The sequence below is a fragment of the Mogibacterium diversum genome, from assembly GCF_002998925.1.
GTDB classification, from domain to species: domain Bacteria; phylum Bacillota; class Clostridia; order Peptostreptococcales; family Anaerovoracaceae; genus Mogibacterium; species Mogibacterium diversum.
Genome location: NZ_CP027228.1, coordinates 1,310,327 through 1,334,977, shown reverse-complemented (window position 1 = coordinate 1,334,977; position 24,651 = coordinate 1,310,327). Strand labels below are relative to the sequence as shown.

The following is a 24,651-nucleotide window of genomic DNA, read 5'->3' as shown; positions in this document are numbered from 1 at the left end:
CATGAATATAGAAAAACATGAAACTGTGAGCAAGAAGAGAAAAAACATAATAAAAAAGGCTGTTTTGCTGACGGTACTATTGATATGCATAATATGCTACATAGCCGTTCCAAGTATACACAACACTATTAATAGAGTGTTTGAAATGTTCAAGAGTGGGGATTTTATGGTTGTGAAGGATTTCGTTAAATCATATGGTCCTTACGCCGCAGTTATATCGTTCCTTCTCATGATACTGCAGTCTATCGCAGCACCATTACCTTCATTTCTGATTACTTTTGCAAATGCAAATCTATTTGGTTGGGTGAAAGGCGCAATTCTTTCGTGGACAAGTGCTATGGTGGGGGCGACGCTATGCTTTTACATAGCTAGAATACTAGGGCGTGATGCAGTTGAGAAACTTACTAGCAAAAGAGGATTAGAACAGATTGACGAGTTCTTTCAGAGGCACGGAAGAATGAGCATTTTGATTGCCAGGCTGCTACCTTTTATAAGCTTTGATATCGTAAGCTATGCTGCTGGATTGACGTCGATTTCGTTTCTAGAGTTCATAGTAGCAACAGGACTAGGGCAGTTGCCAGCGACGATAATATATTCATACGTTGGAGGAATGCTTACTGGAGGGGCAAAGCTACTTGTAACAGGTCTGTTTATCCTGTTTGGTGTGTCGGGAATAATTTTCCTCATCAGGCAGGTATACATAGAGAAAAATAAAGAAAAGTAATAGTAATTAGCGCATCACTTATGCGCAAAGGAGGGTAAAATGAATACTTATTATAATCCTGATGATTTGGCAAAATTCCCTACAATTGGTGAAGAAGCACCAGAACTATGGGATGCATTTCTTAAATACTATGGACCAGTAATGGCGGAAGGTGCGCTTACTGCTAGGGAAAAGGCGCTTATAGCGCTTGCAGTTGCGCATTCTGAGATGTGCCCATACTGCATCGATTCATACACACAGACACTTCTTGAGATGGGTGTAGACGAAGAAGAAATGACAGAAGCTGTTCACGTTGCAGCGGCTATGAAAGCTGGAATTACATTGGTTCATGGCGTGCAGATGAAAAACGTTGTTGGAAAGCTAGAGCAGAAATAGGCAACTCAGTTACTGATATGAGCTGCAACATGCGTTGCAGCTCATGCTCTTGGAGAAATACATAGGTATGAAAGATAGATTTAAAGAACTAGATAATGTGCCAGATTTTCAAGCAAATATTGAAAATCCAAAGGTACAAAAAACGGATGATATGAAAGTGCTTCAGATTAATGTTGGCAGATTATGCAATCTTGCATGTAAGCATTGTCATGTTGAGGCTGGGCCAAGCCGCACTGAGATTATGAGCAAAGAAGTTATGGATGCCTGTCTAAAGACTTATAATAAATGGGGATTTGACACGATTGACATCACTGGTGGTGCCCCAGAAATGAATCCTAATTTTAGATGGTTTGTTGAGGAATGTTGCCGAATCAGCAATCATGTAATCGTTAGATCTAGCATGGTTATCATGCTTGAAGAAGGCTATGAGGACTTACCTGAGTTTTATGCACGCAACAAGGTGGAACTTGTGGTTTCACTTCCGCATTACAAAGCGAAGAAGACAAATAAACAACGTGGAGACTCTGTTTTTGAAGGTTCCATTGAGATGCTTAAGAAGCTAAACGCGCTTGGATATGGTACAGATTCAGATCTCGTTCTAAATATGGTGTATAACCCGAGCGGTGCATTCTTTCCTCCTAATCAGCAAGCTATGGAGACAGAGTATAAGGAAAAGCTGGGAAGAGAGTACGGGATATCGTTCAATAATCTGTTTTGTATAACTAACAATCCTATCGGAAGATTTGGGAAATTTCTCGTTCAATCGGGTAATTTTGAAGGATATATGTATAAACTGTACGATGCGTTTAATCCTGAAACACTAGAGAATATGATGTGTAGATATCAGATTTCAGTAGGCTGGGATGGCAAAGTTTATGATTGTGACTTCAACCAAGCAGAAGGGATAGAGATATCTACAAAGCAGACGATTTTTGATATTGCAGACTCAGACTATGAAGTTCGAAATATATGCTTTGACAAACATTGCTATGCATGTACGGCAGGATCTGGTTCTAGTTGCGGTGGTACGACAGAGTAAGGAGGGGCGATAAGATGGATAAGGGAAATATAGCTGAACTATTTGGTAGAGGTCAGGATTGCGGACAGATTGTTGTGGAGCATTTTGCAAATAAGATAGGGGTCTCCAAAGAGGAGGCAAATCGAATGGCTGCGGCATTTGGTGGAGGACTTGGTGTTGGTGAAACATGTGGTGCAGTAATGGGGGCAATGATTGTGCTAGGGCTAAAATATGGCCATAATGGACCTGACGATAATGAAAGAAAAGGTGAAATGAACGAGAAAAGAGCAGAATTTCTTGCTCTATGGAATGAAAAATATGGTAAGGTTCGCTGTGAAGATCTGCTTGGAAATAATATTGGCACACAAGAAGGGCTAACGAAGATACTTGATGAAGGGCTGCTATTCAGTTTCTGTCCTTCGCTAGTTGATGATGCTATTAAAATGCTTGAAAAACTAGCATAGGTGACTGTCATGAAAGCGGATTTTTACGATGCGTCCAACGAGGCGATATTCACACCTGAATCATTTTATGGACCAAGAGGTGATTTTGCAGACATCTGCATTCCTGTTCTGTCATTTGAAATTCATGACTATATATTAAATGCGTTTGAATGTGTAAAGTGTGGACAGCTCATTGCCTGCAACATAAACACACCTATATATGTGTTTGAATACGACAAAAAACGAATTGCATTTTACCAATCCTCGATGGGTTCAGCGATAGCATCACATCAGTTAATAGAAGCAAATTGGATAACAGGTGCAGAAAAATTTGTCATGTTTGGCTCAGCAGGGACACTTGATTTTGAGCAAACTGATGGTAAATACATAGTACCAAGCAAGGCATATAGGGGTGAAGGACTTTCTTTCTACTACTGTCCAGCAGGAGATTATATAGAAGTTAAGTGTTCAGGAGTTGTTTCTGATATCTTTTGTAAAGCAAATATCCCATATACCGAAGGTGCTATATGGACAACTGACTCGATGTATAGAGAAACAAAAGCATTAGTAGATGCCAGAAAGCAAGAAGGGTGCATTGCAGTTGAAATGGAGGTTGCCGGGGTGCAGTCTGTGTGCGACTTCCATAATTGGAAGTTGTACAGCTTCTTGTGTGCAGGTGACGTTATATCAGATGAAAGCTATAGTGTAGGAGAACTGTCTGAAGCAAATCACGGACTAGATAAACTAAATGCAGCATTAACGATAATAGAGGCACTTTAAAAAGGGAGACTTAGTTGGTGTGATAGTCTTAGTGTGTCAGCTAAGTCTAATTAAAATAGTAACATTTTGTGTTGGTGATATAGTATAAAATAAAAGTGTCAAAAGATGCTGATTTGTCATAACTCAGGCAATATTGACAGCATGTATTATTTCGTGTACTATTCTTGTATACGTGCTGTTGTAGCTCAGTTGGTAGAGCACTTCCTTGGTAAGGAAGAGGTTCGGCAGTTCGAGTCTGCTCAACAGCTCCAATTATTTTAAATTTAATCACAATTCTAAGGAGGATATCATGGCAAAGCAGAAGTATGAGAGAACCAAGCCACATATCAACATCGGTACAATCGGCCACGTTGACCACGGCAAGACAACTCTAACAGCAGCAATCACAAAGACTCTTCACAACAGATATGGACTCGGAGCAGACGTAGCATTCGACCAGATCGACAAGGCACCAGAAGAGAAGGCAAGAGGAATCACGATTTCCTCAGCACACGTAGAGTATGAGACACCAAACAGACACTACGCACACGTAGACTGCCCAGGACACGCTGACTATGTAAAGAACATGATTACAGGAGCAGCTCAGATGGACGGAGCTATTCTAGTAGTAGCAGCAACAGATGGACCAATGCCTCAGACAAGAGAGCACATCCTGCTATCTAGACAGGTAGGCGTACCATACATCATCGTATTCCTGAACAAGTGCGATATGGTAGATGACGAGGAGCTACTAGACCTAGTAGAGATGGAAGTAAGAGAGCTACTAGACGAGTATGAGTTCCCAGGAGATGACACACCAATCATCAGAGGATCTGCACTAAAGGCACTAGAGGATCCAAGCGGTGAGTGGGGAGATAAGATTTGTGAGCTAATGGAAGCAGTAGACACATACATTCCAGAGCCACAGAGAGCAAACGATCAGCCATTCCTAATGCCAATCGAGGACGTATTCTCAATCACAGGACGTGGAACAGTAGCAACAGGAAGAGTTGAGAGAGGAACACTCAAGGTAGGAGACGAAGTAGAGCTCGTAGGACTAAGCGACGAGAAGAGAAAGGTAGTTGTAACTGGAGTAGAGATGTTCAAGAAGACTCTTGACGCAGCAGAAACAGGAGACAACATCGGAGCACTACTAAGAGGAATTCAGAGAGACGAAATCGAAAGAGGACAGGTACTCTCGAAGCCAGGCTCAATTCACCCACACACAAAGTTCAAGGGACAGGTATACGTACTAAAGAAGGAAGAGGGTGGAAGACACACACCATTCTTCAATGGATACAGACCACAGTTCTACCTAAGAACAACAGACGTAACAGGAGATCTAAAGCTACCAGAGGGTACAGAGATGTGCATGCCTGGAGATAACGTAGTAATGGAGATCGAACTGATTACACCAGTAGCTATCGAAGAGGGACTACGTTTCGCTATCAGAGAAGGTGGAAGAACAGTAGGATCCGGAGTAGTTACAGAGATCATCGAGTAATCATAGATTACGAGGGAATACCACCAGATAACTAATGACAGGGGCGCATGCGCCCCTGTTTTTAAGTTACTTACTTTGTATAACTGGCATACTAACTTGGATATTATTGATTTCTTTATACTGAATCACTACAATAAATATGTGACAGAAAGTATAATGAATACATTAGTGAAATCAGTATCCAGGCAAATTGTCGGGAGTATAACGAGGTGAAATATGTCTATAGAAAAGATTTACGATTATTTTAGAAGCTACGACAAAGAAACTTATCAGGTTTTCGCATGTGGAGATGACACGCCGTCAGAACAAGATATAGAAGCTTTTGAGAGCGAGTTCAATATAAAGCTGCCGGAGGATTTCAAAGAGTTTACGATGTCTCCGCTTGGTGGTCTATACATGGAAGTAAGAGAAGAAATCTGGCCTATGGCACAGGAGTATGAAGTTGCACCATTTTGGGAATTTTGCCGCGGAATCATGGTTTACGGCATCTCAAGTGAAGTCCCAGAGTACCTAGACTTACGTGCAAATACAAGGGCTTTCCATGAAAGTGGGCTATCTGACTGCATCCCGTTCTTCTCGGTAATAGGTGACGGTGAGCAGATATTCTGTTTCGATAGAGAAGGCAAGATAGTTGTTTTCGATGGCTATGAGATGCATGATGTTGAAGGCGATTTTGAGAGCTTTTTACTTGGTCAAATCGCTGAGCTAGAGGAACGTAAGGATAAGAAGGTCGAGAAGCTGAAGAATAGAGCTGGCAGATAAGAATTCAGATATTATAGCATCGGCGATAAGATGATACTAAAATTCAGCGGCTCTTGACATGTCCTGCTGGACATTTTATATTGGGGCTTTCAACAGAGTCAGCCAATTTCGGCGAGACTCTTCTAATAATTACCATAGAAGGCTAATTACAGAAAAAGTTTCACACACTCCACCCAAGGGCTGGCCTTGGGTGATTCTACTTGAATTATTAAATTTTATAGTTTGCAATACCTATTTACTTAGATTAACACTTATTATTTTCTTTGCCTCTAACAAGAAAGCTTTTATCTTATTTACCGGTAGCTTCGAAAACTCACTGCTCTTAAGCGTCTGCCTATAATACTCTATTCCTGTATCTTTTGCAATGTACTTTGCAATTATGCCCGCCTCTACTAAATCGTCAATATATCCTTCGAATTCGTCCTCGTGAATCCTGTAAAGCTGGACGCATACATCAAATTCATTCATTATTGCTCGCACAATACTTATATAAATTTTATCTCCCTTATATGCTCTATTTTGGGTATACGGAGCCTTAGCACTTGAAGGTATATCATACTGCCCTGTCTTTTCATTCAGCTTTGCCCCTCTAATTAGGTTTTTATCGCACCAAGCTCTAACGGTGCTATCTAAAACGTTTTTTCTAGAGCAAACTCCTTGATTGTCATAGTATATCTCCTATTTTATCTATTTGTAGAAATCGACTTTTGCATCTCCATTTTCAGACCTTACGTTGTAGTACTTTTTATCTTCCTTAAACTCCCTAGAATAATCCGACTCTTCCCCTTTTAGCTTAGCATGTATGTCTCCGTTTTTTGATTCAGCTATTAGACTGCGTAAATCCGCCTTAATTGAAAAATCTCCATTATTTAGATATGTTTCAGCTAAATAGACTTTGACGTCTTCAATAGACACATCACCATTTTCGCTATGCACTGTTATCGCTAAATCTTCATTGTTTATTGATTTGATGGTGCTATCGCCATTATCGTTTAAAACATTAAGTACTAATATGTTTTTGGGAACCTTTACGACAATCTTCTTTGATGAGGTGTTAAAGAGAAAGCCAAAGATTGAGCTTTCGTGTTTGCTTTTATAAACTACTTGACCTAATTCATCCCTAGGTGCATCACTCTTTCCGTTCCCGTAGTATGTTATATGAACTTTGTCATCACTTGATGGCTCAACTATTACATCCCGATTTCCCTCATTTATGTACACTTCTATGGTATCAGGTGATGAGACGAACTCCTGCTTTGATGCGATAGATTTATGTATCAATAGAAAAGCCATTCCTAAAAGTACGAGTACAATTATTATTATTGAAATCACTGGTATAATTACTTTATTTTTCATTGTAGGTATCCTCCGTAAAGATTATTTTATGCTTTTTATTAAATTAATCTTTTGCCTGATTTTAGGTTTTAATTCCCTAACTACATTAGTCTATCTCTTCCCATCCTCCTGCCTGGGCATCATATTTTGCAAACTCACCGGTATCCGTAAATTCAGATGCCGTCATTCCCACTTCAAAAATACAATCAAAGTCATATGAAGTCGAAAAAATATAGAGCTCTGTCCGTCAAAAATGCTTCTCCAAAACTTGCATGTTCAAATATTTTTCCGTCACTGTAATTGCTCATTCTAAAGACAAACTTATTGTTTTTCTTGCAATAAATATACATTATCATACACCCTATAAACATTAGTGTTATTGAGAGTGCTGCCCCTTCCAAGCCAAAGTTTTTATCAAAGACAAAACTGCTTGTCGCGAAATTTATATCCATCATAAAAACGGAATATTTAGCTACTGTTCCACTATTTGGTAGCCCAAATAGAATGTTTTAGGTTCAATATTTCAAACTTGTAAAAAGTAAGCTTAATATCACCGTGTAAAATTGCAACTAATGCACAAAATCCGTTTAATACAAAGCCAATCAAAAAACCTAACATCAATATTTTAAAATTATTGTTAAAATAATTCGGTAAGGGAAATGGATCTATGAGGCTTGAAATAAACTGTCCCACGAATAATAATGCAATCCCTAAAAAAACATATCCATATTAAGTTGTCCCTTAGCAGCTCCCTTATCGATTTCTTCATATGCAAAATGCCATTCTTTATCACTCTATATAATGGTAGCTTCGGTTGCTTTGGATAGCTCGTACAGTTCTTTTCTCAGAGCATTCACCTCTACTGCCATATCCTTGATTTCATCTTCACCCATCATATCACTTAGGTCATATTCTAATGGATTTTGGACAAAATCTGATAGCACCTTGTCCAAAGCATTATATTCTTCCGGTGTAACAATGATGCGGATATTGCGCGATGGCGAATCGTACTCGTCAAGTTCATGAAGATTTACGACTTTGTTCACCTTACACTCAAGCAAGATTGCAGCAAGATCTGTTATCACATCTATGGCGAAGTAAAAATCTATTTCCACACCATTAGAGTGAGTAAAGCCAAGATATTCTACGGTCTGTCGAAAATTCCAGTTCAGCTTATTTAAACCTATCTTGTCAAATATTTCGCTAAGAGAGATTTCTTCTTTCTTCTGATCTTCTAAAAACGCAACCAGATTTAGACTGTCATCAGAACCACCAATATATTCATCCCAGTATTTTTCAATATACATTCCTTATCCTCCGTAAATAATTCAACTTTTGAAATGTCCTATCCTTGTCTTCTGTTTGTGTTTTGGCGAAATAGCTCTGATAGTTCTTTTGTCAGCAAGCCTTCTTCCTCGAGTCGGTTTACAAAATTTTCTTCATATCGCTCAAAATCCTCTGCACAACCTACATTCTCTGCAAGAAGTAACAATGCTTCGGGTAATATCTTTGATTTTTGATTTTTCATAAACTCATTCTCTATACATTTACAAAGCCTATCTAAAATCTCATAGTTTTCCTTGTCCGCCTTTTCAAAATCAGTATCCCAGTCTATCGAATCAATTCTATTTTTAAAATAAATTAAATCTTTGTTATCCATTTCTCTCCAAATCATACTTCTTTGAGTTTTATAATATTATTATATAATATACCATACAAAAATGTATGATAAACTATAGGCGTAAGGGAGGGATTAATGGTGTTTGATACTATTGACTTTAATAATTTTTGGAAAGAAAGCGATTATATAAGTGAGGTTTGCACAGGTGAAAATCTTACAGATGAAATGGTGCAATATGCAGAACAAAAACTCGGATACAAGTTTCCTGAATCGTATATAGTGCTAATGAAAACACGAAACGGTGGCAAACCACTAAATACTGTTTGGTTTGATGACAGAAATCGTTATCGTGTTGATGTAGATGAAATCTTCAGCATATCAGAAGATAAAAAGGATTCCCTATTTGGAACCTATGGCAATGAGTTTTGGTACGAAGAATGGGAATATCCTAGGAATGTTGGTATTATTATAGCTGACACAATATCAGGTGGTCACGAAATGATATATCTGGACTATAGAGGTTGCGGCAAGAATGGAGAACCAAAAGTATCGCTCTGCTCAGCAGAAGACGACCATGAGATAATTGTACTCGCAAACAGCTTTGAGGAATTTATATTGGGGCTTACTCCTTCGGAAGAAATTTATTATCAAAATTTATAAGTCTTTATAAAGGGGCTGTTGCAGAATAGGTGATTCTATTCCGCACCCCCCCCCGCTCGAAAAAGTTTCACACACTCGCCTAAGTTAATGCAAACATTGTCTGTTGTTACAACATTATTTACAGGAATACCTCCATTCTGGTGTTTAATAAGTTCGATATATGACTCAGGAAGCTTATATCCAGTCTCTTTATATAGCCTCCTAATAATTTCACTTGCTAATAATTTAGAATCTCGTCTCTAGTCATACCCACTAGCTCGTTTACCCATAGTCCGAGAATATCCGAAATAATCCCGTCGCATGCAAACTCTTCGTCACCATCTCCGAACTTGCAGGTGAATAGTGGCTCTCTGCTGGCAGCTTCGTAAAATCTCTTCGCGTACTCGGGGAGCTTACCAGGATTATACTCGAGCGATAACTTCTTCGCAATCTCGCCTCTAATCTCGTCGAAATCAGCGCCTTTCTCATTATATGACTTACGTGATTTCTCGATGTAACCGCTGCAAAATGCGGATAACAGCTCATCGCTTTTGTAGATGTATTTACAGCTAAAATCCGAAATGCATCCCGCATGAATTAGAAACTTAAGTAAATCCTCCATGCTTTCAGCAACTCTTCCGACGCTCCCCTCGCTGCTAATATATCCGATGCTGCCGTCTTCAAGCTTTACATATTCGCCGCCGCTTCCGTCAACTGCAAATGTCTCAAACGAAGACGAATATAATTCGCCGTGCCCCGAATACTCAGTATCTCGAGGCTTATCGCAGAAGAATATATCGCATTCTCGCATCAGGGCTTCATTTAAGCCTGCTGTTTTTAAAATCGCATCCGCTAAATTAATCGTCATATGTCTACCTTAATAAATCGTAATAAGTGCATGTCCTCCGGCTTCGAGAACCTTCTTATAGAAGTCTCTAAGACCTTCGATGTAATCCGAGATTTCCTCTATTAGCTCATCGACCAAGTCCTCATCATCTTTATCCCATATGTTTGGATACAGGCCAGCATTTGCACAATCTTCCATATTGAAATCTTCAAGAGCCTTTTCATAATCGAAATCCTCTAGCGCCGAAATGATTTCAGGGACACGGTCATTTTTTACACATGCGACGAATTGGCTTAAATCTTCAAATAAGTCCACGCCGATAACTGCCACGCTGAGGGGGTTATCACTAGACCTCTCATCGGTGCTCACTCCTGTTAGAACGAAGTGCATCACATCCCACATTTTATCAGTATCAAGGAAAATTTCAGCTTCTTCGTTTAAATCTTCAATAGTTTCAAAAACTTCTTCTTCATCATCGAGATTCGCGAGGCGCAGAAGTACGTCGAGGTTTGCGTCATCAATATATTGGTAGTTAGCAATCAATCCCATTGGTTTATCCTCCGTAAAAAGCAAATAACTGGTTTATAGCTCCACCTACGAGCTTTACAATACATTAATTATTTAACTAAATTGTACACTCAGTGAGGTGAGTTTGGAATACAAATTTTGTAGAATATTGCAAAGAGGTGTATATTTAGTATTGAAATAATTTATAAGGAAAACAGTCTGCGGCTAGAGGCTAAAGAAAATAGAAAGGTATCACATAATATGAATAATAGAGAGTTAAAAAAGCTAGGATTATACGATGATAGCGTATTCATCGCTGATGGTGTGCAGCTTAGCGGGCCTGAGAATATTAAAATTGGTAAGGATGTGAATATCTGGTACAATTCTGTGCTGCGCTCTAGTGGCAAAGATATTGTTATCGGTGACAGAACTAATATCCAGGATGGCTCTGTAATTCATATCGCGACAAATGGCGGGACATACATAGGAGCTGATGTGACAATAGGTCATATGTCGATTATTCACGGCTGTACGATAGGCGATTCGACGCTTATAGGTATGGGTTCGATAATAATGGATGATGCAAAAATCGGGTGTGAATGCATCGTCGGAGCGGGTTCTCTCGTCACTCAGGGCAAAGAATTTCCCGATGGCGTTCTCATAATGGGTCGTCCGGCCAAAGTGATTAGGGAACTTACTACCGAGGAAAGGGAAGGAATCGCTGGTGAAGCAGCTTCGTATGTGGAGACAGCTCGTAAAGAGATGAAAAGCATTCGTGATTAGATAGCCTATGAAGAATCAAAATCGAGTCCCGATGACATGAAAAACACATTTTTGTGTCATTCGGAACATAAAATGTGCATTTCATTACATCAACGAACTTTATGTGACACACTTATGCTAGTATTTAGACACAATAAGTGTGTTAAATATAAAACCGCCAAAGGGCGCTTAGGACCTCTACCGTGCAGAGGTCCTTTTAATTTTTTGCTTCTAAATTTTAATTCACATCATAAAATCCGCATTAAAACTAATATTTCTAGGTCGCTTTAAATCGTATTATAAAAACTCTCATAAAAGGGATAATCTCACTATTTATAGTGCACTTCTTGCATTGTTGTCAGCTCCACAGGAACCATATAATTTACATGAAAGTGAGGTGCGATAGCACCGTGTATAAATGGAAGGAGTTTTAGAATGGCAACTAACAATGAAAGAAGTGTAACCTACAAGATTTTGGATCACATCGGGGTACTGGCTACCTATAAGAACAATTGGAGCAAGGAGCTTAACCTTATTCAGTGGAATGACAGAACACCGAAGTTCGATATTCGTGACTGGGACTCTGATCACGAGCATATGAGCAGAGGGATTACTTTGCATGAGGATGAAGCTAGGGAACTCTCGAGGCTTCTTGCTGATAGGTTCGAGGATATGCCAGCTTCAGAAGATGAAGGCAATTAGAGCTGGATGTTGAGGTGAGCAATGAATATTAAACGTATTTATAATTGCATCGTCTCGATGCTGTGTATAGTGATGCTTCTTGGAACATCGCAGGTTTTTGCGCTAAGTTCAGGTAAAGCTCCTGATGGCAGTGTAAATATCATTCCGCCTGATACGGCTGCGAGGCTTCAGTTCAAAGTAACTGGAAGTGGGGCGAAGCTTTCAGCTTTGAAGTCTGGGACTTCAGATACTACCAATCTATCAAATGGAGAGACTTTTGCCCGGAGTGCAAGGACGGGAGATGAGTACCAGATTAATTACAAGCTGGATAGAGGTGTAATTCTTGAAATTATAGCTCTCGATGGTGGAAAGAATGCGAGCGTGTACGGTGATGTGGATATGAAAGGAGACTCGGCTACTCACTTTATAAATAAAAGTAGCGAGGGGAAATTCATCATTAAGCTGACAGGTGGTCATGCGAATTTCACCATCAAAGCGGTGAATAGCAACGAAGTTGTAAGCGGAGCAGATTCATCTAATAGCGAGTCAGATGGTAATGCGCGTAGTGCCGAGTCGAACATCGTAATGGAAGGCGAGTTTGATAACGAAGCAGGCAGAAGAGGAAATGTTCATAATACTAATACTTTAGAGCGAATACCAGAGTCTGCATCATATGATAATGTCAGCAGAAGGATGACCATGAGCGTAGGGGCAACAGCTCCTAGAGGTGCCTCCTCATTTAGGTCTGTGGCAGCAAGTCCAGAGGCTGGACTAACGAGAGGAACCGTAACATGGCATAAGCAGTACAAGGATAACAATCGCAATCATGCGAGTATATTCAAGGTGAATATCGATGGGCTTATCCATGATGCGGCATGTGCAGATGGTAAGAACTTTAGAACTGCAGAAGCAGGGCAGGTCGTTACACTTACAAAGCAGGCATCTGATTCTCTGTTTACAAAATTCGCGTACCTTGCCAGTACAGATAAGTGGCAGAAGAACAACTATGATGAGAAAGAGTATTACTTTGCATTAGTATGTGCGGCTAGAAGAGTTAATGGGAGACCTGCATATGAAAGAGTTAACTCAAGACCTCTAATCAATCGCATGATGCAGGATGTGAAGGCCTACAAGGGCGAAATTCCTGAAAACTTCAAGTCATATCTCGCTTATCCAACTAATGGTTCACAGATGATGCTAGCATGGGGGCTTAAACCATATGGAAAGATCGAAGTTGTTAAATCCATCGGCAACAATATCAAGATTGCTGGAGAGTGCAAAGGCACATATTCTCTAGCTGGTGCAGTGTATACGGTTTATGATGAAGGAGGAACGGCAGTCGGAAAACTGACGACAGACGAGAAGGGTAGAACAGGAACTTTGGAAGTGAAGCCTGGTAAATACACTGTAAAGGAGACGACAGCCCCAGTAGGCTATGAGCTAGACAAGACTGTTTATAAGGTGGAGAGCAAGGCTGAAACTACGAGCACAGTGCAGTCATATGATTCACCTGTGTTTGCGCCCGTTAAGATTTTTCTCGAGAAAAAAGCTAGTGGTGATAGTTACATGAATCCTAGCGACATGACTGGTGCTGAATTTGAAGTTAAGTATTATGATACTATTGGACCTGTTGAAAACGCAAAGGTTGTTCGCACATGGAAACTAAGAACGACTAAGGATGCTTCTGGTAAATACACTGCAGAGCTCAGAGATAAGAACCTCGCAAAGGGCAGCGATCCTCTCTTTGTTACAGAGCAGGGCGATGCTGTACTGCCTCGCGGAACAGTGACTATTCGCGAGACTAAGGCGCCGGCGGGATATCTTCTAGATAAAACTTTATATACCAAGAAAATCGATGGTGATGGAGCTGGTGCGGCTGTATATTTCAACTCAGGAGAGCCATCTTCGCATGTCAACAACCCTGCTATCCCTAAAATCGGAACTAAGGCTATGGACATTGCGACAGAGGATTCACTTGCAATGTATGGTCCGAAGACTAAGGTTAAGGACGTTGTGAGCTTCTCTAACTTGTATGAAGGTGAAACATATACTCTCGAAGGGGTGCTGATGGATAAGAGTACAGGAAAGCCACTTGAGGAGAATGGCAGCAGGATTACTTCTCAGAAGGAGTTCACGGTTACCGCGCAGAATTCGACGATTTCTGACAGCATTGCAAGCGGAGAGGTAGGGCTCGAGTTCACCTTTGATACTACTAAGCTAGCTGGAAAGGACACTGTTGTCTTTGAGACATTAAAGTATAAAGGCAAAGAGATTGCAAATCACCGCGATATAAACGATGACAACCAGACTCTTCGTCATCCGGAGATTAAAACGAAGGCACATTCAGTTGAGTCTGGCACAAATACAGGTGCCCCTAGCAAGGAAGAAAAAATCATCGACAAGGTTAAGTACAAGAACCTTATCATCGGTAAAAAATATAAGGTAACAGGAGTCCTAATGGACAAGGATAAGAATAAACCTATCCTTGATAAGGATGACAAAGAGATTACTGCAGAAAAAGAATTTACAGCGGAGAACGGAGACGGAGAAATAGAGCTCGAATTCAGATATGACTCGACTCTCCGCCAGGATAAGGTGACCGTAGTATTTGAAACATTAACTTATAGAAACGTTCCTGTCGCAGTTCATGCTGATATCAATGATTCTGCTCAGTCCATCTACTACCCAGCTATTGGAACCAAGATGACTGGTAAGGGAGGAGCGAAGATAATTTCAAAGGCAAAGAATGTATCGCTTGTTGACGCAGTGAGGTACGAGAATCTGATTTCGGGACGTAGCTACACTGTAAGAGGTATCCTAATGGATAAGAAGACTGGCAAGCCTTACGAAGAAGACGGAAAAGTTGTGACAGGAAGTACCACTTTTACAAGTGAAGGAAATGGCACAGCATCAGTATCATTTAAACTTAATACGTCCAAGATTGCTGGCAAGGAGCTCGTAGCATACGAAAAGGTGTATGACGATAAAGGGAAGCTCGTTGCAACACATGAAGATATAAATAACCGAGATCAAACGATCAGAGTTGCACAGCCGACAATTCCAAGAACTGGAGATGGTTCACTGCTATATATGTATCTTGGACTATTTCTATTGTCATTCATCGCCTTAGCCTCGTTGACCGTTATAAAGAGGTGTGTTAGACTTTAACCCATCATTGTAAAGGACGGTTAACACATATGAAGATTGCTTTTCATACGCTTGGATGCAAGGTGAATCAATATGAGACAGAGGCTATGAAAGAAGAGTTCCTTTCCCGCGGTGCAGAAATCGTGGGGGAAGATGAAGCTGCTGACGCCTATGTCATCAATACTTGCACTGTGACAAGCGTTGCTGATAGCAAGTCGAGAAAGTATATAAGGCGCATGAAGAAGCTCAGCCCTGATTCTGTGATGGTGGTTACTGGCTGCTATGCCCAGACTGCTAGCGAAGAGCTTGAGGCCATGCCTGATGTTGATATCGTTATTGGAAATAACCTTAAGTCTACTATCTGCGAAGAGGTTATGAATGCTTTGGAGCTTAGAAAGACTGGCAAAGAGCCTGATACTGAAACCAGAGTACTTCCTTTTAGCGAGCTTGTTGGCTATGAGGAGACTGGCATCGTAATCTCAAGTGAGTCACAGATGCAGAGGGCATATATAAAGATTGAAGAAGGTTGCAACCGATTCTGCTCCTACTGCAAGATTCCTTATGCAAGGGGTGCGGTCAGAAGCAGAGGGATAGAGGAGATTATTGCTGAGGCGAAAGCTCTTGTAGATAGAGGTTACAAGGAAATTGTGCTTACGGGCATCAATACCGCTCTATATGGAAGCGAAAAAGGCTTTGCATTTAAGAGACAAAATGATGAAGAAGGTCTTTCAGGAATTGAAGCGGTGCTGAAGAGGCTTGATGAATTAGAAGGAGATTTCAGAGTAAGACTGAGCTCACTTGAACCTAACGTTGTAGACAAGGAACACGTTGAGCGAATCGTCAAGTACAAGAGACTTTGCAGACATCTGCACCTATCTATACAAAGTGGCAGTAACAATGTTCTAAAGGGCATGAAACGCAGATACACTAGAGATGAATACCTCGCGATTGTCGAGGCTATACGAAGCGTTGATTCGCTATACGGAATCACGACGGATATAATAGTTGGATTTCCTGGGGAGACGAAAGAAGATTTCGCAGACACTCTAGACGTCGTTAACAAAGCCACTTTCGGCAGAGTTCATGCATTCAAATTCTCGCCTAGGCAGGGCACTGAGGCTGCGAAGTATAAGGAAACAGTGACGCCGGCAGACAAGACGGCTCGTGTAAATGAGCTGATTAACAGAGCGGGACACGTCGCACAGGAGTTCCAAAAACGCAACTTTGGCGTAGTACACAGAGTGCTCGTGGAAACTTTTGAAGAAGATTACGCTACAGGATATACATCTAACTACATAAAGGTGTATATTAAGGATAAGGAGCGAAAGCTGACCTCAGGCGAATTCGTTGAGGTTCGGTTAATCTCTAATTACAAGGAAGGCTGCTTAGCTGAAGTGGTCTAGAAAGGAGGAGTCATATGGAAGATTGCATTTTCTGCAAGCTTGCAAAAGGTGAGATACCTACTGATATGGTATACGAGGATGACCTTATTTCGGTTTTCCGTGATGCTGCTCCAGAGGCACCTGTACATGTTTTGATGGTTCCCAAGAAGCACGTTGCATCTCTTAATGATTTAGAAGACGCAGATAGAGAGCTTATGGGACACATGATGCTCAAGATTAAGGATATCGCAGCTCAAGAAGGTCTAGATAATGGATATAGAACCGTTATCAATACTGGAGAAGATGGGCAGCAAACTGTTCACCATCTGCACATTCATATTCTTGGACGTAGAAAGATGACTTGGCCACCAGGCTAGAGGATTGTTAGAGACATATAGAAGAGCAAGTAAACATAAGAAAACATAAGCGGAAGGCCATCGCCTTCCGCTTATGCTTTTCTATGAAATCTGTGACCAATTATTCTAATCAATCTATATCAACCAGTACAAAGCTCCTGAGGCAGACTATTTGGTGGCATACCCCCCTGATCATACAATATTAGTTTAACTCGTTAACCCAGAAGCCGTGGATATTGCAATACTCGTATGCTGCTACAACTTTTTCTCCGTCCTGGATGGCAAATGTTGCAACAGGCTCTCCATCAACCTTTAGAGCTTTTCTTTGGAATCCTAGATTGGTTTCAAGTATTATGAACTGAATATGATGCTCCTCTGTCATAGGGTGAAGTGTGCTACCAACAGTAACCTTAACGAGATTGCCGTCACACTCAACCACAGGAACGTGCTTTTCAGTAGCAGAATCAGCGGTCTTTGGCACAAGCTCTTCCATATCTTCCCCACAACATGCGAGAACTCCACCATCATCAAATACCTTGCCTACAATAGTACCGCAACTTTTACTCTTATATAACTTTTTCATTTTGTTAATACTCCTTTCAGAAATACTGAAACTCAATATCTTATAAGAGAATTGTATCATATATGCAGTCGTATAGTATCGATATGAGAATCAAATACATATAGAAACATAAAATATAAATAGACGATAAAAGACTACTAAGGCGTGTTTGGAAAATACCAACTGCTAAATAATGTATTTTTTATGTATTTTTGAGAAAACATATCAATTATTCATATTCGATCAGCTGAGTCAAATGAACGAAACAAACCCTAAAATAGTGCAATTTATACAAAAAACATAAAAAAACGAATAGTTTTTGATGAAATATCAACACCAAGGAAACGCACGTAGCCGTGTTAGTGTGGAGCCACCTGTAACACTTGAAAACACTGTAATTACTTTCTTAAAAAAGTACAAAAAAGCCTTGCATTGTAAATTCTTGCCATGTATAATTTAAAAGCTTGTTTAAGGCGATGAAGCAGGAAGTTGCTGAGCTATCAGGTAATTTCTGCGGAGAATTGTCCTCGCTAGACGAGGGCGAGGGGGTTCGCCATTTTTGATTTGTGTAAACCTTTAGGAAACGCACGAAAGAGTGTAAGTGCCATGGTGAAGCAAGTAAAAACGGGCGAAGTCCTGTACAAGCATAGCGAAAACAGTACAAAACAAACAGGAGGAACTACTAATGAGCGAACTACAGAAAATCAGAATCAGACTGAAGGCTTATGACCATGCTCTATTGGATAAGTCGGCAGCAAAGATTGTTGAGACTGCTGAGAGAACAGGCGCTACAGTATCTGGCCCTATTCCACTTCCAACAGAGAAGGAAGTCGTAACAATCATCAGAGCTGTTCACAAGTACAAGGACAGCAGAGAGCAGTTTGAGCAGAGAACACACAAGCGTCTTATCGATATTACTAATGCTTCGACTAAGACAACAGACGCTCTTGCTAAGCTCGATATGCCAGCAGGCATTGACATTGAAATCAAGCTCTAAGCTAGATTTTAGAAAGATCGCATGAGAGGGCAATTCGGCCAAACCAGGGCGATCCGCTGTAAGACACTAGGAGGAGAATTATGAAAACACTTTTAGGCAAGAAGATCGGCATGACACAGATCTTCAATGAGAACGGTGCTGTAGTACCAGTTACCGTAATCGAAGCCGGACCTGAGGTAGTAACGCAGGTTAAGACAGTAGAGACCGACGGCTACAATGCTGTACAGGTTGGCTACGAGGAGCAGAAGGCACACAGACTCAACAAGCCAGAGACTGGTCATTTTGAGAAGTGCGGAGTAGCTCCTAAGAAGTACCTCGCTGAGTTCAGAGTCGAAGATGGCGAGACTTACGAGGTAGGACAGGAAATCACAGTTGCTGATTTCGAAGAGGGAATGAAGCTTGACGTTACAGGCGTTTCCAAAGGTAAGGGAACTCAGGGTAACATCAAGAGACACGGACACCGCAGAGGACCTATGACTCACGGTTCCAAGCATAAGAGACTTGCAGGTGCTCTTGCCGCTGGTACATACCCATCAAGAGTCTTCAAGGGCAACAAGGCCCCAGGAAGAATGGGTAGAGACACAGTTACAGTACAGAACATCGTTCTCGTAAAGGTTATTGCTGATCGCAACCTACTTCTCGTTAAGGGAGCTGTTCCTGGAAAGAAGGGCGGACTCCTTAAGGTTAAGGGTGCGGTAAAAGGACAGAATAAATAAGAGGCAGAAAGGAGGAATCACTAATGGCAAAAGTAAAGATGCTTAATATGGCCGGTGCTGAGGTTGGCGAAGTTACATTGAATGATGAAATCTTTGGAATCGAACCAAACGAAATCGCAGTACAGACTGTAGTCAAGAATTACTTGGCAAACCAGAGACAGGGAACCCAATCTGCCAAGACAAGAAGTGAAGTAAGAGGAGGCGGACGCAAGCCTTTCAGACAGAAGGGTACAGGTCGCCACAGACAGGGAAGCACAACAGATCCTACGCAGGTAGGTGGTGGAATTGTTTTCGCACCAAAGCCAAGGGACTACAGATATGCAGTTCCTAAGAAGGTAAAGAGACTTGCTCTTAAGTCCGTACTTTCTGCTAAGGTTGCTGACAAGGAAATCATCGTACTAGATGAGCTAAAGTTCGCTGAACCAAAGACTAAGGAAATGGTTAAGGTTCTCGAGAATATCAAGGCTGATAAGAAGGCCCTCATCGTAATGGATGAGAAGGATGAGAACGTTGTTAGATCTGCTTCTAACATTCAGGGTGTGAGAACTGCACTTGTAAGCACAATGAATGTATATGAGATCATCAATCATTACAGCCTCGTGCTCACTAAGGCAGCAGCTGAGAGAATTGAGGAGGTATACGCATAATGAAGAGCGGTTACGACGTAATACTTAAGCCTATCATCACCGAGCAGAGCATGGACATGTCGGCTGACAAGAAGTATGTTTTCAAGGTTGCTGATACAGCTAACAAGACCGAAGTTAGACAGGCTGTCGAAGAAATCTTCGGAGTTGATGTTGCTAAGGTTAATATCATGAACGTTAATGGAAAAGTTAAGAGAATGGGAAGAACAGTAGGAAGAACAGCTTCTTATAAGAAGGCAATCGTTACTCTCGCTGCGGATAGCAAAGAGATCGAGATCTTCCAGGGACTGTAAAATAGGAGGAGTAAATAATGGGAATTAAGAAGTATAATCCAACCACTCCTGGTCTGAGAGGCATGACTGTTTCGACTTTCGAGGAGATAACAGTTAGCAAGCCAGAAAAATCCCTTACTAAAACTCTGAAGAAGCATTCAGGAAGAAATGTAAGAGGTAAGATCACCGTTAGACATAGAGGTGGCGGATACAGACCTAAGTACAGAATTATCGACTTTAAGAGAACTAAAGACGGTATTCCAGCAACAGTTAAGACTATCGAGTACGATCCAAATAGAACAGCGAATATCGCTCTTCTAGTTTACGCAGATGGAGAGAAGAGATACATTGTTGCTCCTAACAAGCTGCGCGTTGGAGACGTAGTTGAATCTGGACCAGATTCGGATATCAAGGTAGGAAACGCACTACCAATCGCGAATATCCCAGTAGGTACAATCATTCACAACATCGAGCTAAAGCCTGGAAAGGGTGCTCAGCTTGTAAGATCAGCTGGTAACGGCGCTCAGCTCATGGCTAAGGAAGGCAATTATGCTCAGGTAAGGCTACCATCCGGCGAAGTAAGAATGGTAAGAATCAACTGCAGAGCTACAATCGGAGAAGTTGGTAACATTGACCACGCTAACATCCAGATTGGTAAGGCTGGTAGAAAGAGACACATGGGATGGAGACCTACAGTAAGAGGTTCCGTAATGAACCCTAACGATCACCCACACGGCGGTGGTGAAGGTAGAGCACCAGTTGGACGTAAGAGCCCAGTTACACCTTGGGGTAAACCAACTCTTGGTTACAAGACACGTAACAAGCACAAGGATTCCAACAAGTACATCGTTAGAAGAAGAAATGCTAAATAAGAAAGGAGCATATAATGGGAAGATCGCTAAAAAAGGGCCCTTTCGTCGAAAAGAAACTCATCAAGAGAATCGAAGCGATGAACGAGTCTAATGAAAAAAGTGTAATCAAGACATGGTCGAGACCATCGACGATTTTTCCTCAGATGGTTGGACATACGATCGCTGTTCACGACGGTCGTAAGCATGTTCCTGTATACATCACAGAAGATATGGTAGGTCACAGACTTGGAGAGTTCGCTCCAACTAGAACTTACAAGGGTCACGCTGGTGACAAGGCGAAATAAAGAAAGGAGAAACTGATATGGAAGCAAAAGCACTTGCTAAATATGTAAGAATGTCTCCTAGCAAACTAAAGCCTGTTACTGACCTAGTAAGAGGAAAAGATTTGAACGAGGCATTAACAATCCTCAAGTTCACACCTGGAAAGGGTGCAGAGCTTGTAGAGAAGGTAGTTCAGTCCGCAGCAGCAAATGCTGAAAACAACTTTGATATGAACCGTGATGAGCTATACGTCGCAGAGGTTTATGCAAACCAGGGTCCTACAATGAAGAGATTCAGAGCAGGCGCTCAGGGTAGAGCATCCATGATCCTCAAGAGAACAAGCCACATTGGAGTAACTCTTAAGGAGAGAGAAGCTGTAAAGGCAGTAGAAACAGTAGAAGGAGGTCAGCCAGATGGGTCAGAAGGTTAATCCACATGGATTCAGAGTTGGAGTCAACAAGAATTGGAACTCAAAGTGGTTTGCTGACAAGAGCAACTTCGCTGATTTCCTAGTTGAAGACAACAAGGTTAGAAACTATGTTAAGAAGAAGCTTTACGCTGCCGGCGTTGCAAGTGTCGTAATTGAGAGACCTGCAGCTGACAAGGTAAAGGTAATCATCGCAACAGCTAGACCAGGAATGGTAATCGGAAGATCTGGAGATGGAATTGACGAGCTCAAGAAGAACCTCGTTAAGCTAACAGGTAAGACTGTAGATATTTCCATCGAAGAGGTTAGAAGAGCTGAGCTTGATGCACAGCTAACAGCTGAGAGCATTGCACAGGCACTCGAGAGAAGAGTTTCTTTCAGAAGAGCTATGAAGTCCGCAATCCAGAGAACTATGAAGTCTGGAGCTAAGGGTATCAAGGTTCTTGTTTCCGGAAGACTTGGTGGTGCCGAGATTGCTAGAAGCGAGAAGTACAGCGAAGGAAATGTTCCTCTACACACTCTCAGAGCTGATATCGATTATGGATTTGCAGAGGCAGACACTACTTACGGAAAAATTGGTGTTAAGGTTTGGGTTAACCACGGCGAGATTCTAGATAAGGGTCTCAAGGAGGCTATTCCAGAGCAGTCCAGAAACGATAGAAGAGATCGTAAGCAGAGAAGAAACGATAAGAGAGATAAGAAGAGAAGCTTCGGAAACAGAAGAAATGATAACCGCGAAAGCAGACCAGAGGTTAAGCCAGCAACTACAAGAGTTAGAAAGGCTCCAAAGGTAACTGAGGCGGCTCCTGCTCCTGAAGTAGTTGAAACTGCACAGGGAACAGAAGAATAATCATAGAAAGGAGAGACTTGCCATGTTAATGCCAAAGCGCGTTAAACGCAGAAGAGTCCACAGAGGCAGAATGAAGGGTGTTGCAACAAAGGGTAACACCGTTACATATGGTCAGTTCGGTCTAGTTGCTGAAGAGCCAGCATGGATTGACTCAAAGCAGATCGAGGCTGCCAGAATCGCGATGACAAGATCCATCAAGAGAGGCGGAAAGGTTTATATCAAAATCTTCCCACATAAGCCAATCACAAAGAAACCAGCAGAAGTAAGAATGGGTTCCGGAAAAGGTTCACCTGAGTATTGGGTGGCTGTAGTTAAGCCGGGCAGAGTAATGTTCGAGCTTGAGGGCGTAACTGAAGCACAGGCTAAGGAGGCTTTGAGACTTGCTTCTCACAAGCTACCAGTAAGGTGCAAGTTCGTTGTCAAGAACCAGGAAGCAAAGGGTGGTGACGAATAATGGATCTGAATACAATAAGAAAAATGACTGATCAGGAGAGAACCGCCGAGCTCGCAAGAATGAAGCAGGAGCTATTCAATCTGAGATTCCAGCACGTTACCGGACAGCTCGACAACCCTGTGAAGATGAGAGAAATCAGAAGAGATATTGCCAGAGTTAAGACCATAATCAGGGAAATGGAAAAGCCTGAAGCTTAAAGGAAGGAGGATGTACAATGGAAAGAAATAGCAGAAAGACCAGAACTGGAGTAGTTGTAAGCGACAAGATGGATAAGACAATTGTTGTTGCTACAAAGGATTCAGTAAGACATTCTCTTTACGGTAAGGCTGTTAAGAGAACTAAAAAGTTCAAGGTTCACGACGAGAACAATGAGTGTGGCATCGGCGATAGAGTAAAGATTATGGAGACAAAGCCTCTTTCAAAGGATAAGAGATGGAGACTTGTTGAGATCGTTGAGAAAGCTAAATAGGGAGGCGACAAATCATGATACAGACAGAAACAAGATTGAGAGTTGCCGACAATTCCGGAGCGAAGGAGCTCCTTTGCATTCGTATCCTTGGTGGTACAGGCCGCAAGTATGCGAATATTGGAGACATCATCGTTTGCTCCGTTAAGGATGCTGCTCCAGGTGGAGTTGTTAAGAAAGGTGACGTTGTAAAGGCAGTAGTTGTTAGATCAAAGAGTGGCGCTAGAAGAGATGATGGTAGCTACGTAAAATTTGACCAGAATGCTGCTGTAATTATCAAAGACAGAAGCGATAAGAACCCTGTAGGAACACGTATCTTCGGACCTGTTGCTAGGGAACTTAGAGATAACGGCTTTATGAAGATTGTGTCTTTGGCACCGGAAGTATTATAGGGGGTGTACAAATGCAGATTAGAAAAGGCGATACAGTAGTAGTTATCTCGGGCAAGGATAAGGGCAAGGTTGGAACGGTTCTAAGAGCTATTCCAAAGGCTAACAAGGTTGTTGTTGAGGGTGTAAACGTGCAGACTAAGCACGCAAAGGCTACAAGAACATCCGCATCCGAGATTAAGCACATAGAAGGTCCTATCGATGCATCAAATGTTATGTTCTACGAAAAGGAGAGCAAGCAGGGTGTAAGACTTGGAACTAAGATTGAGAACGGCAAGAAGGTTAGATACTCAAAGAAGACCAACGCCGTAGTAGACTAGGAAAGGAGGAGAGACAGTGGCAAATAGACTAAGAACAAAGTATGACGAGAGTGTTTTTGCAGCACTTAAGGAAAAGTTCAACTACTCCAACGCAATGGAAGTGCCAAAGCTGGAGAAGATCACAATCAACATGGGTCTTGGCGAGGCTAAGGATAATTCAAAGATCCTCGAGAGCGCTGTAAAGGAACTTTCACTCATCTCCGGACAGAGACCTGTTGTTACAAAGGCTAGAAAATCCATCGCTAACTTCAAGGTTAGACAGGGAATGCCTGTAGGAGCTAAGGTTACTCTAAGAGGTGACAGAATGTATGCATTTGCAGATAAGTTCTTCAATCTTTCTCTTCCTAGAGTTAGAGACTTTAAGGGTGTAAGCAAGAATTCATTCGATGGAAGAGGTAACTACTCCATGGGAATTAGAGAGCAGCTCATCTTCCCAGAAATCGTTTACGATGATGTAGAGACCATCAAGGGAATGAACATTGTATTCACTACAACAGCTAAGACAGATGAGGAAGCACAGGCACTACTTGAGCTCCTCGGAATGCCTTTTGAGAAGTAA

Annotated in this window: 35 protein-coding genes and 1 tRNA gene; 28 read left to right on the top strand and 8 right to left on the bottom strand. The window is 41.6% G+C overall.

The annotated features are described in order from the left end of the window. The first annotated feature begins 1 nt into the window (after position 1). From C5Q96_RS06335 to C5Q96_RS06300, 8 genes are all read left to right on the top strand, one after another. A complete protein-coding gene (locus C5Q96_RS06335; RefSeq protein ID WP_106057539.1) occupies positions 2-724 on the top strand; it encodes a TVP38/TMEM64 family protein in 723 nt (240 codons plus the stop codon). Positions 725-763: 39 nt separating this feature from the next. Then, on the top strand, positions 764-1,099 hold the full coding sequence (locus C5Q96_RS06330; RefSeq protein ID WP_106057538.1) for an arsenosugar biosynthesis-associated peroxidase-like protein: 336 nt from the start codon (positions 764-766) through the stop codon (positions 1,097-1,099). 67 nt (positions 1,100-1,166) lie between these two features. After that, positions 1,167-2,138, top strand: a complete 972-nt coding sequence (arsS, locus tag C5Q96_RS06325) for an arsenosugar biosynthesis radical SAM (seleno)protein ArsS (protein WP_106057537.1) — start codon at positions 1,167-1,169, stop codon at positions 2,136-2,138. A 14-nt stretch (positions 2,139-2,152) separates the two neighbouring features. Continuing rightward, on the top strand, positions 2,153-2,581 hold the full coding sequence (locus C5Q96_RS06320; RefSeq protein ID WP_106057536.1) for a C-GCAxxG-C-C family protein: 429 nt from the start codon (positions 2,153-2,155) through the stop codon (positions 2,579-2,581). Between the two features lie 9 nt (positions 2,582-2,590). After that, positions 2,591-3,340, top strand: coding sequence for a nucleoside phosphorylase (locus C5Q96_RS06315; RefSeq protein ID WP_106057535.1), 750 nt, complete (start codon positions 2,591-2,593; stop codon positions 3,338-3,340). Positions 3,341-3,514: 174 nt separating this feature from the next. Further along, a tRNA-Thr gene (locus C5Q96_RS06310) sits at positions 3,515-3,591 on the top strand. Positions 3,592-3,629: 38 nt separating this feature from the next. After that, positions 3,630-4,823, top strand: a complete 1,194-nt coding sequence (tuf, locus tag C5Q96_RS06305; protein ID WP_106056140.1) for an elongation factor Tu — start codon at positions 3,630-3,632, stop codon at positions 4,821-4,823. A 216-nt stretch (positions 4,824-5,039) separates the two neighbouring features. Continuing rightward, positions 5,040-5,585 carry an SMI1/KNR4 family protein gene (locus tag C5Q96_RS06300; protein WP_106057534.1) on the top strand — a complete coding sequence of 182 codons (546 nt, stop codon included), beginning with the start codon at positions 5,040-5,042 and terminating at the stop codon, positions 5,583-5,585. A gap of 231 nt (positions 5,586-5,816) precedes the next feature. On the opposite strand, the gene C5Q96_RS06295 is transcribed toward C5Q96_RS06300, so the two are convergent. The 4 genes from C5Q96_RS06295 to C5Q96_RS06275 form a co-directional block, all read right to left on the bottom strand. Further along, a complete protein-coding gene (locus tag C5Q96_RS06295; protein WP_106057533.1) occupies positions 5,817-6,053 on the bottom strand; it encodes a hypothetical protein in 237 nt (78 codons plus the stop codon). Between the two features lie 219 nt (positions 6,054-6,272). Next, on the bottom strand, positions 6,273-6,941 hold the full coding sequence (locus C5Q96_RS06290) for a DUF4097 family beta strand repeat-containing protein (protein WP_106057532.1): 669 nt from the start codon (positions 6,939-6,941) through the stop codon (positions 6,273-6,275). A 773-nt stretch (positions 6,942-7,714) separates the two neighbouring features. Further along, positions 7,715-8,227, bottom strand: a complete 513-nt coding sequence (locus C5Q96_RS06280; RefSeq protein ID WP_106057531.1) for an imm68 putative immunity domain-containing protein — start codon at positions 8,225-8,227, stop codon at positions 7,715-7,717. Between the two features lie 38 nt (positions 8,228-8,265). Then, positions 8,266-8,580, bottom strand: coding sequence for a hypothetical protein (locus tag C5Q96_RS06275; RefSeq protein WP_106057530.1), 315 nt, complete (start codon positions 8,578-8,580; stop codon positions 8,266-8,268). A 96-nt stretch (positions 8,581-8,676) separates the two neighbouring features. Between C5Q96_RS06275 and C5Q96_RS06270 the strand changes: the two genes are divergently transcribed. Continuing rightward, a complete protein-coding gene (locus tag C5Q96_RS06270) occupies positions 8,677-9,201 on the top strand; it encodes an SMI1/KNR4 family protein (protein ID WP_245905553.1) in 525 nt (174 codons plus the stop codon). Between the two features lie 35 nt (positions 9,202-9,236). Here C5Q96_RS06270 and C5Q96_RS08870 read toward each other — a convergent pair whose 3' ends face one another. From C5Q96_RS08870 to C5Q96_RS06260, 3 genes are read right to left on the bottom strand one after another with little or no spacing between them, the layout of a single operon-like run. Beyond that, complete coding sequence (locus C5Q96_RS08870; protein WP_334293715.1) at positions 9,237-9,407, bottom strand: SMI1/KNR4 family protein; 171 nt, start codon at positions 9,405-9,407, stop codon at positions 9,237-9,239. An 11-nt stretch (positions 9,408-9,418) separates the two neighbouring features. After that, positions 9,419-10,048 (bottom strand): hypothetical protein, encoded by a 630-nt coding sequence (locus C5Q96_RS06265; protein WP_106057529.1) that lies wholly within the window; start codon positions 10,046-10,048, stop codon positions 9,419-9,421. Positions 10,049-10,057: 9 nt separating this feature from the next. Beyond that, entirely contained in the window at positions 10,058-10,576 is a 519-nt protein-coding gene (locus C5Q96_RS06260) for a YfbM family protein (RefSeq protein WP_106057528.1), read from the bottom strand. A gap of 219 nt (positions 10,577-10,795) precedes the next feature. Here C5Q96_RS06260 and C5Q96_RS06255 point away from each other — a divergent pair, with 219 nt between their 5' ends. The 5 genes from C5Q96_RS06255 (at position 10,796) to C5Q96_RS06235 (ending at position 16,883) form a co-directional block, all read left to right on the top strand. Next, complete coding sequence (locus tag C5Q96_RS06255; RefSeq protein WP_106057527.1) at positions 10,796-11,317, top strand: gamma carbonic anhydrase family protein; 522 nt, start codon at positions 10,796-10,798, stop codon at positions 11,315-11,317. Positions 11,318-11,731: 414 nt separating this feature from the next. Then, positions 11,732-11,998 carry a YdbC family protein gene (locus C5Q96_RS06250; protein ID WP_106057526.1) on the top strand — a complete coding sequence of 89 codons (267 nt, stop codon included), beginning with the start codon at positions 11,732-11,734 and terminating at the stop codon, positions 11,996-11,998. Between the two features lie 21 nt (positions 11,999-12,019). Further along, a complete protein-coding gene (locus tag C5Q96_RS06245; RefSeq protein ID WP_106057525.1) occupies positions 12,020-15,145 on the top strand; it encodes a VaFE repeat-containing surface-anchored protein in 3,126 nt (1,041 codons plus the stop codon). Between the two features lie 29 nt (positions 15,146-15,174). Further along, complete coding sequence (gene mtaB, locus C5Q96_RS06240) at positions 15,175-16,527, top strand: tRNA (N(6)-L-threonylcarbamoyladenosine(37)-C(2))-methylthiotransferase MtaB (protein WP_106057524.1); 1,353 nt, start codon at positions 15,175-15,177, stop codon at positions 16,525-16,527. Positions 16,528-16,541: 14 nt separating this feature from the next. Continuing rightward, on the top strand, positions 16,542-16,883 hold the full coding sequence (locus C5Q96_RS06235) for a histidine triad nucleotide-binding protein (RefSeq protein WP_106057523.1): 342 nt from the start codon (positions 16,542-16,544) through the stop codon (positions 16,881-16,883). A 181-nt stretch (positions 16,884-17,064) separates the two neighbouring features. On the opposite strand, the gene C5Q96_RS06230 is transcribed toward C5Q96_RS06235, so the two are convergent. Further along, complete coding sequence (locus C5Q96_RS06230) at positions 17,065-17,445, bottom strand: desulfoferrodoxin family protein (protein ID WP_106057522.1); 381 nt, start codon at positions 17,443-17,445, stop codon at positions 17,065-17,067. Between the two features lie 664 nt (positions 17,446-18,109). On the opposite strand from C5Q96_RS06230, the gene rpsJ reads away from it, so the two are divergent. From rpsJ to rplE, 14 genes are all read left to right on the top strand, one after another. After that, positions 18,110-18,421 carry a 30S ribosomal protein S10 gene (gene rpsJ / locus C5Q96_RS06225; RefSeq protein ID WP_009644436.1) on the top strand — a complete coding sequence of 104 codons (312 nt, stop codon included), beginning with the start codon at positions 18,110-18,112 and terminating at the stop codon, positions 18,419-18,421. Between the two features lie 80 nt (positions 18,422-18,501). After that, entirely contained in the window at positions 18,502-19,137 is a 636-nt protein-coding gene (gene rplC / locus C5Q96_RS06220) for a 50S ribosomal protein L3 (RefSeq protein ID WP_106057521.1), read from the top strand. A 23-nt stretch (positions 19,138-19,160) separates the two neighbouring features. Further along, the gene (gene rplD / locus C5Q96_RS06215; RefSeq protein ID WP_106057520.1) at positions 19,161-19,784 is read left to right on the top strand and encodes a 50S ribosomal protein L4; all 624 of its coding nucleotides are present in this window, start codon (positions 19,161-19,163) and stop codon (positions 19,782-19,784) included. Next, a complete protein-coding gene (gene rplW / locus C5Q96_RS06210; protein WP_094233379.1) occupies positions 19,784-20,074 on the top strand; it encodes a 50S ribosomal protein L23 in 291 nt (96 codons plus the stop codon). Before rplD ends, rplW begins: the two co-directional genes overlap by 1 nt. A gap of 17 nt (positions 20,075-20,091) precedes the next feature. Beyond that, positions 20,092-20,925: a 50S ribosomal protein L2 gene (gene rplB / locus C5Q96_RS06205; RefSeq protein ID WP_106057519.1), complete on the top strand. Its 834-nt coding sequence runs from the start codon at positions 20,092-20,094 to the stop codon at positions 20,923-20,925. 14 nt (positions 20,926-20,939) lie between these two features. Then, a complete protein-coding gene (gene rpsS, locus C5Q96_RS06200; protein ID WP_094233377.1) occupies positions 20,940-21,209 on the top strand; it encodes a 30S ribosomal protein S19 in 270 nt (89 codons plus the stop codon). A 17-nt stretch (positions 21,210-21,226) separates the two neighbouring features. Continuing rightward, complete coding sequence (rplV, locus tag C5Q96_RS06195; protein ID WP_106057518.1) at positions 21,227-21,616, top strand: 50S ribosomal protein L22; 390 nt, start codon at positions 21,227-21,229, stop codon at positions 21,614-21,616. After that, positions 21,600-22,463 carry a 30S ribosomal protein S3 gene (gene rpsC / locus C5Q96_RS06190; protein ID WP_106057517.1) on the top strand — a complete coding sequence of 288 codons (864 nt, stop codon included), beginning with the start codon at positions 21,600-21,602 and terminating at the stop codon, positions 22,461-22,463. The genes rplV and rpsC overlap by 17 nt, the downstream gene beginning before the upstream one ends. A 22-nt stretch (positions 22,464-22,485) precedes the next feature. Further along, positions 22,486-22,917 carry a 50S ribosomal protein L16 gene (rplP, locus tag C5Q96_RS06185; protein ID WP_094233374.1) on the top strand — a complete coding sequence of 144 codons (432 nt, stop codon included), beginning with the start codon at positions 22,486-22,488 and terminating at the stop codon, positions 22,915-22,917. Next, a complete protein-coding gene (rpmC, locus tag C5Q96_RS06180) occupies positions 22,917-23,114 on the top strand; it encodes a 50S ribosomal protein L29 (RefSeq protein ID WP_094233373.1) in 198 nt (65 codons plus the stop codon). The genes rplP and rpmC overlap by 1 nt, the downstream gene beginning before the upstream one ends. Positions 23,115-23,131: 17 nt before the next feature. Then, positions 23,132-23,386 (top strand): 30S ribosomal protein S17, encoded by a 255-nt coding sequence (gene rpsQ / locus C5Q96_RS06175; RefSeq protein WP_106057516.1) that lies wholly within the window; start codon positions 23,132-23,134, stop codon positions 23,384-23,386. Between the two features lie 14 nt (positions 23,387-23,400). After that, the gene (gene rplN / locus C5Q96_RS06170) at positions 23,401-23,775 is read left to right on the top strand and encodes a 50S ribosomal protein L14 (protein WP_009644425.1); all 375 of its coding nucleotides are present in this window, start codon (positions 23,401-23,403) and stop codon (positions 23,773-23,775) included. A gap of 11 nt (positions 23,776-23,786) precedes the next feature. Continuing rightward, positions 23,787-24,092: a 50S ribosomal protein L24 gene (gene rplX / locus C5Q96_RS06165; RefSeq protein ID WP_106057515.1), complete on the top strand. Its 306-nt coding sequence runs from the start codon at positions 23,787-23,789 to the stop codon at positions 24,090-24,092. A gap of 16 nt (positions 24,093-24,108) precedes the next feature. Further along, on the top strand, positions 24,109-24,651 hold the full coding sequence (gene rplE, locus C5Q96_RS06160; RefSeq protein ID WP_094233369.1) for a 50S ribosomal protein L5: 543 nt from the start codon (positions 24,109-24,111) through the stop codon (positions 24,649-24,651).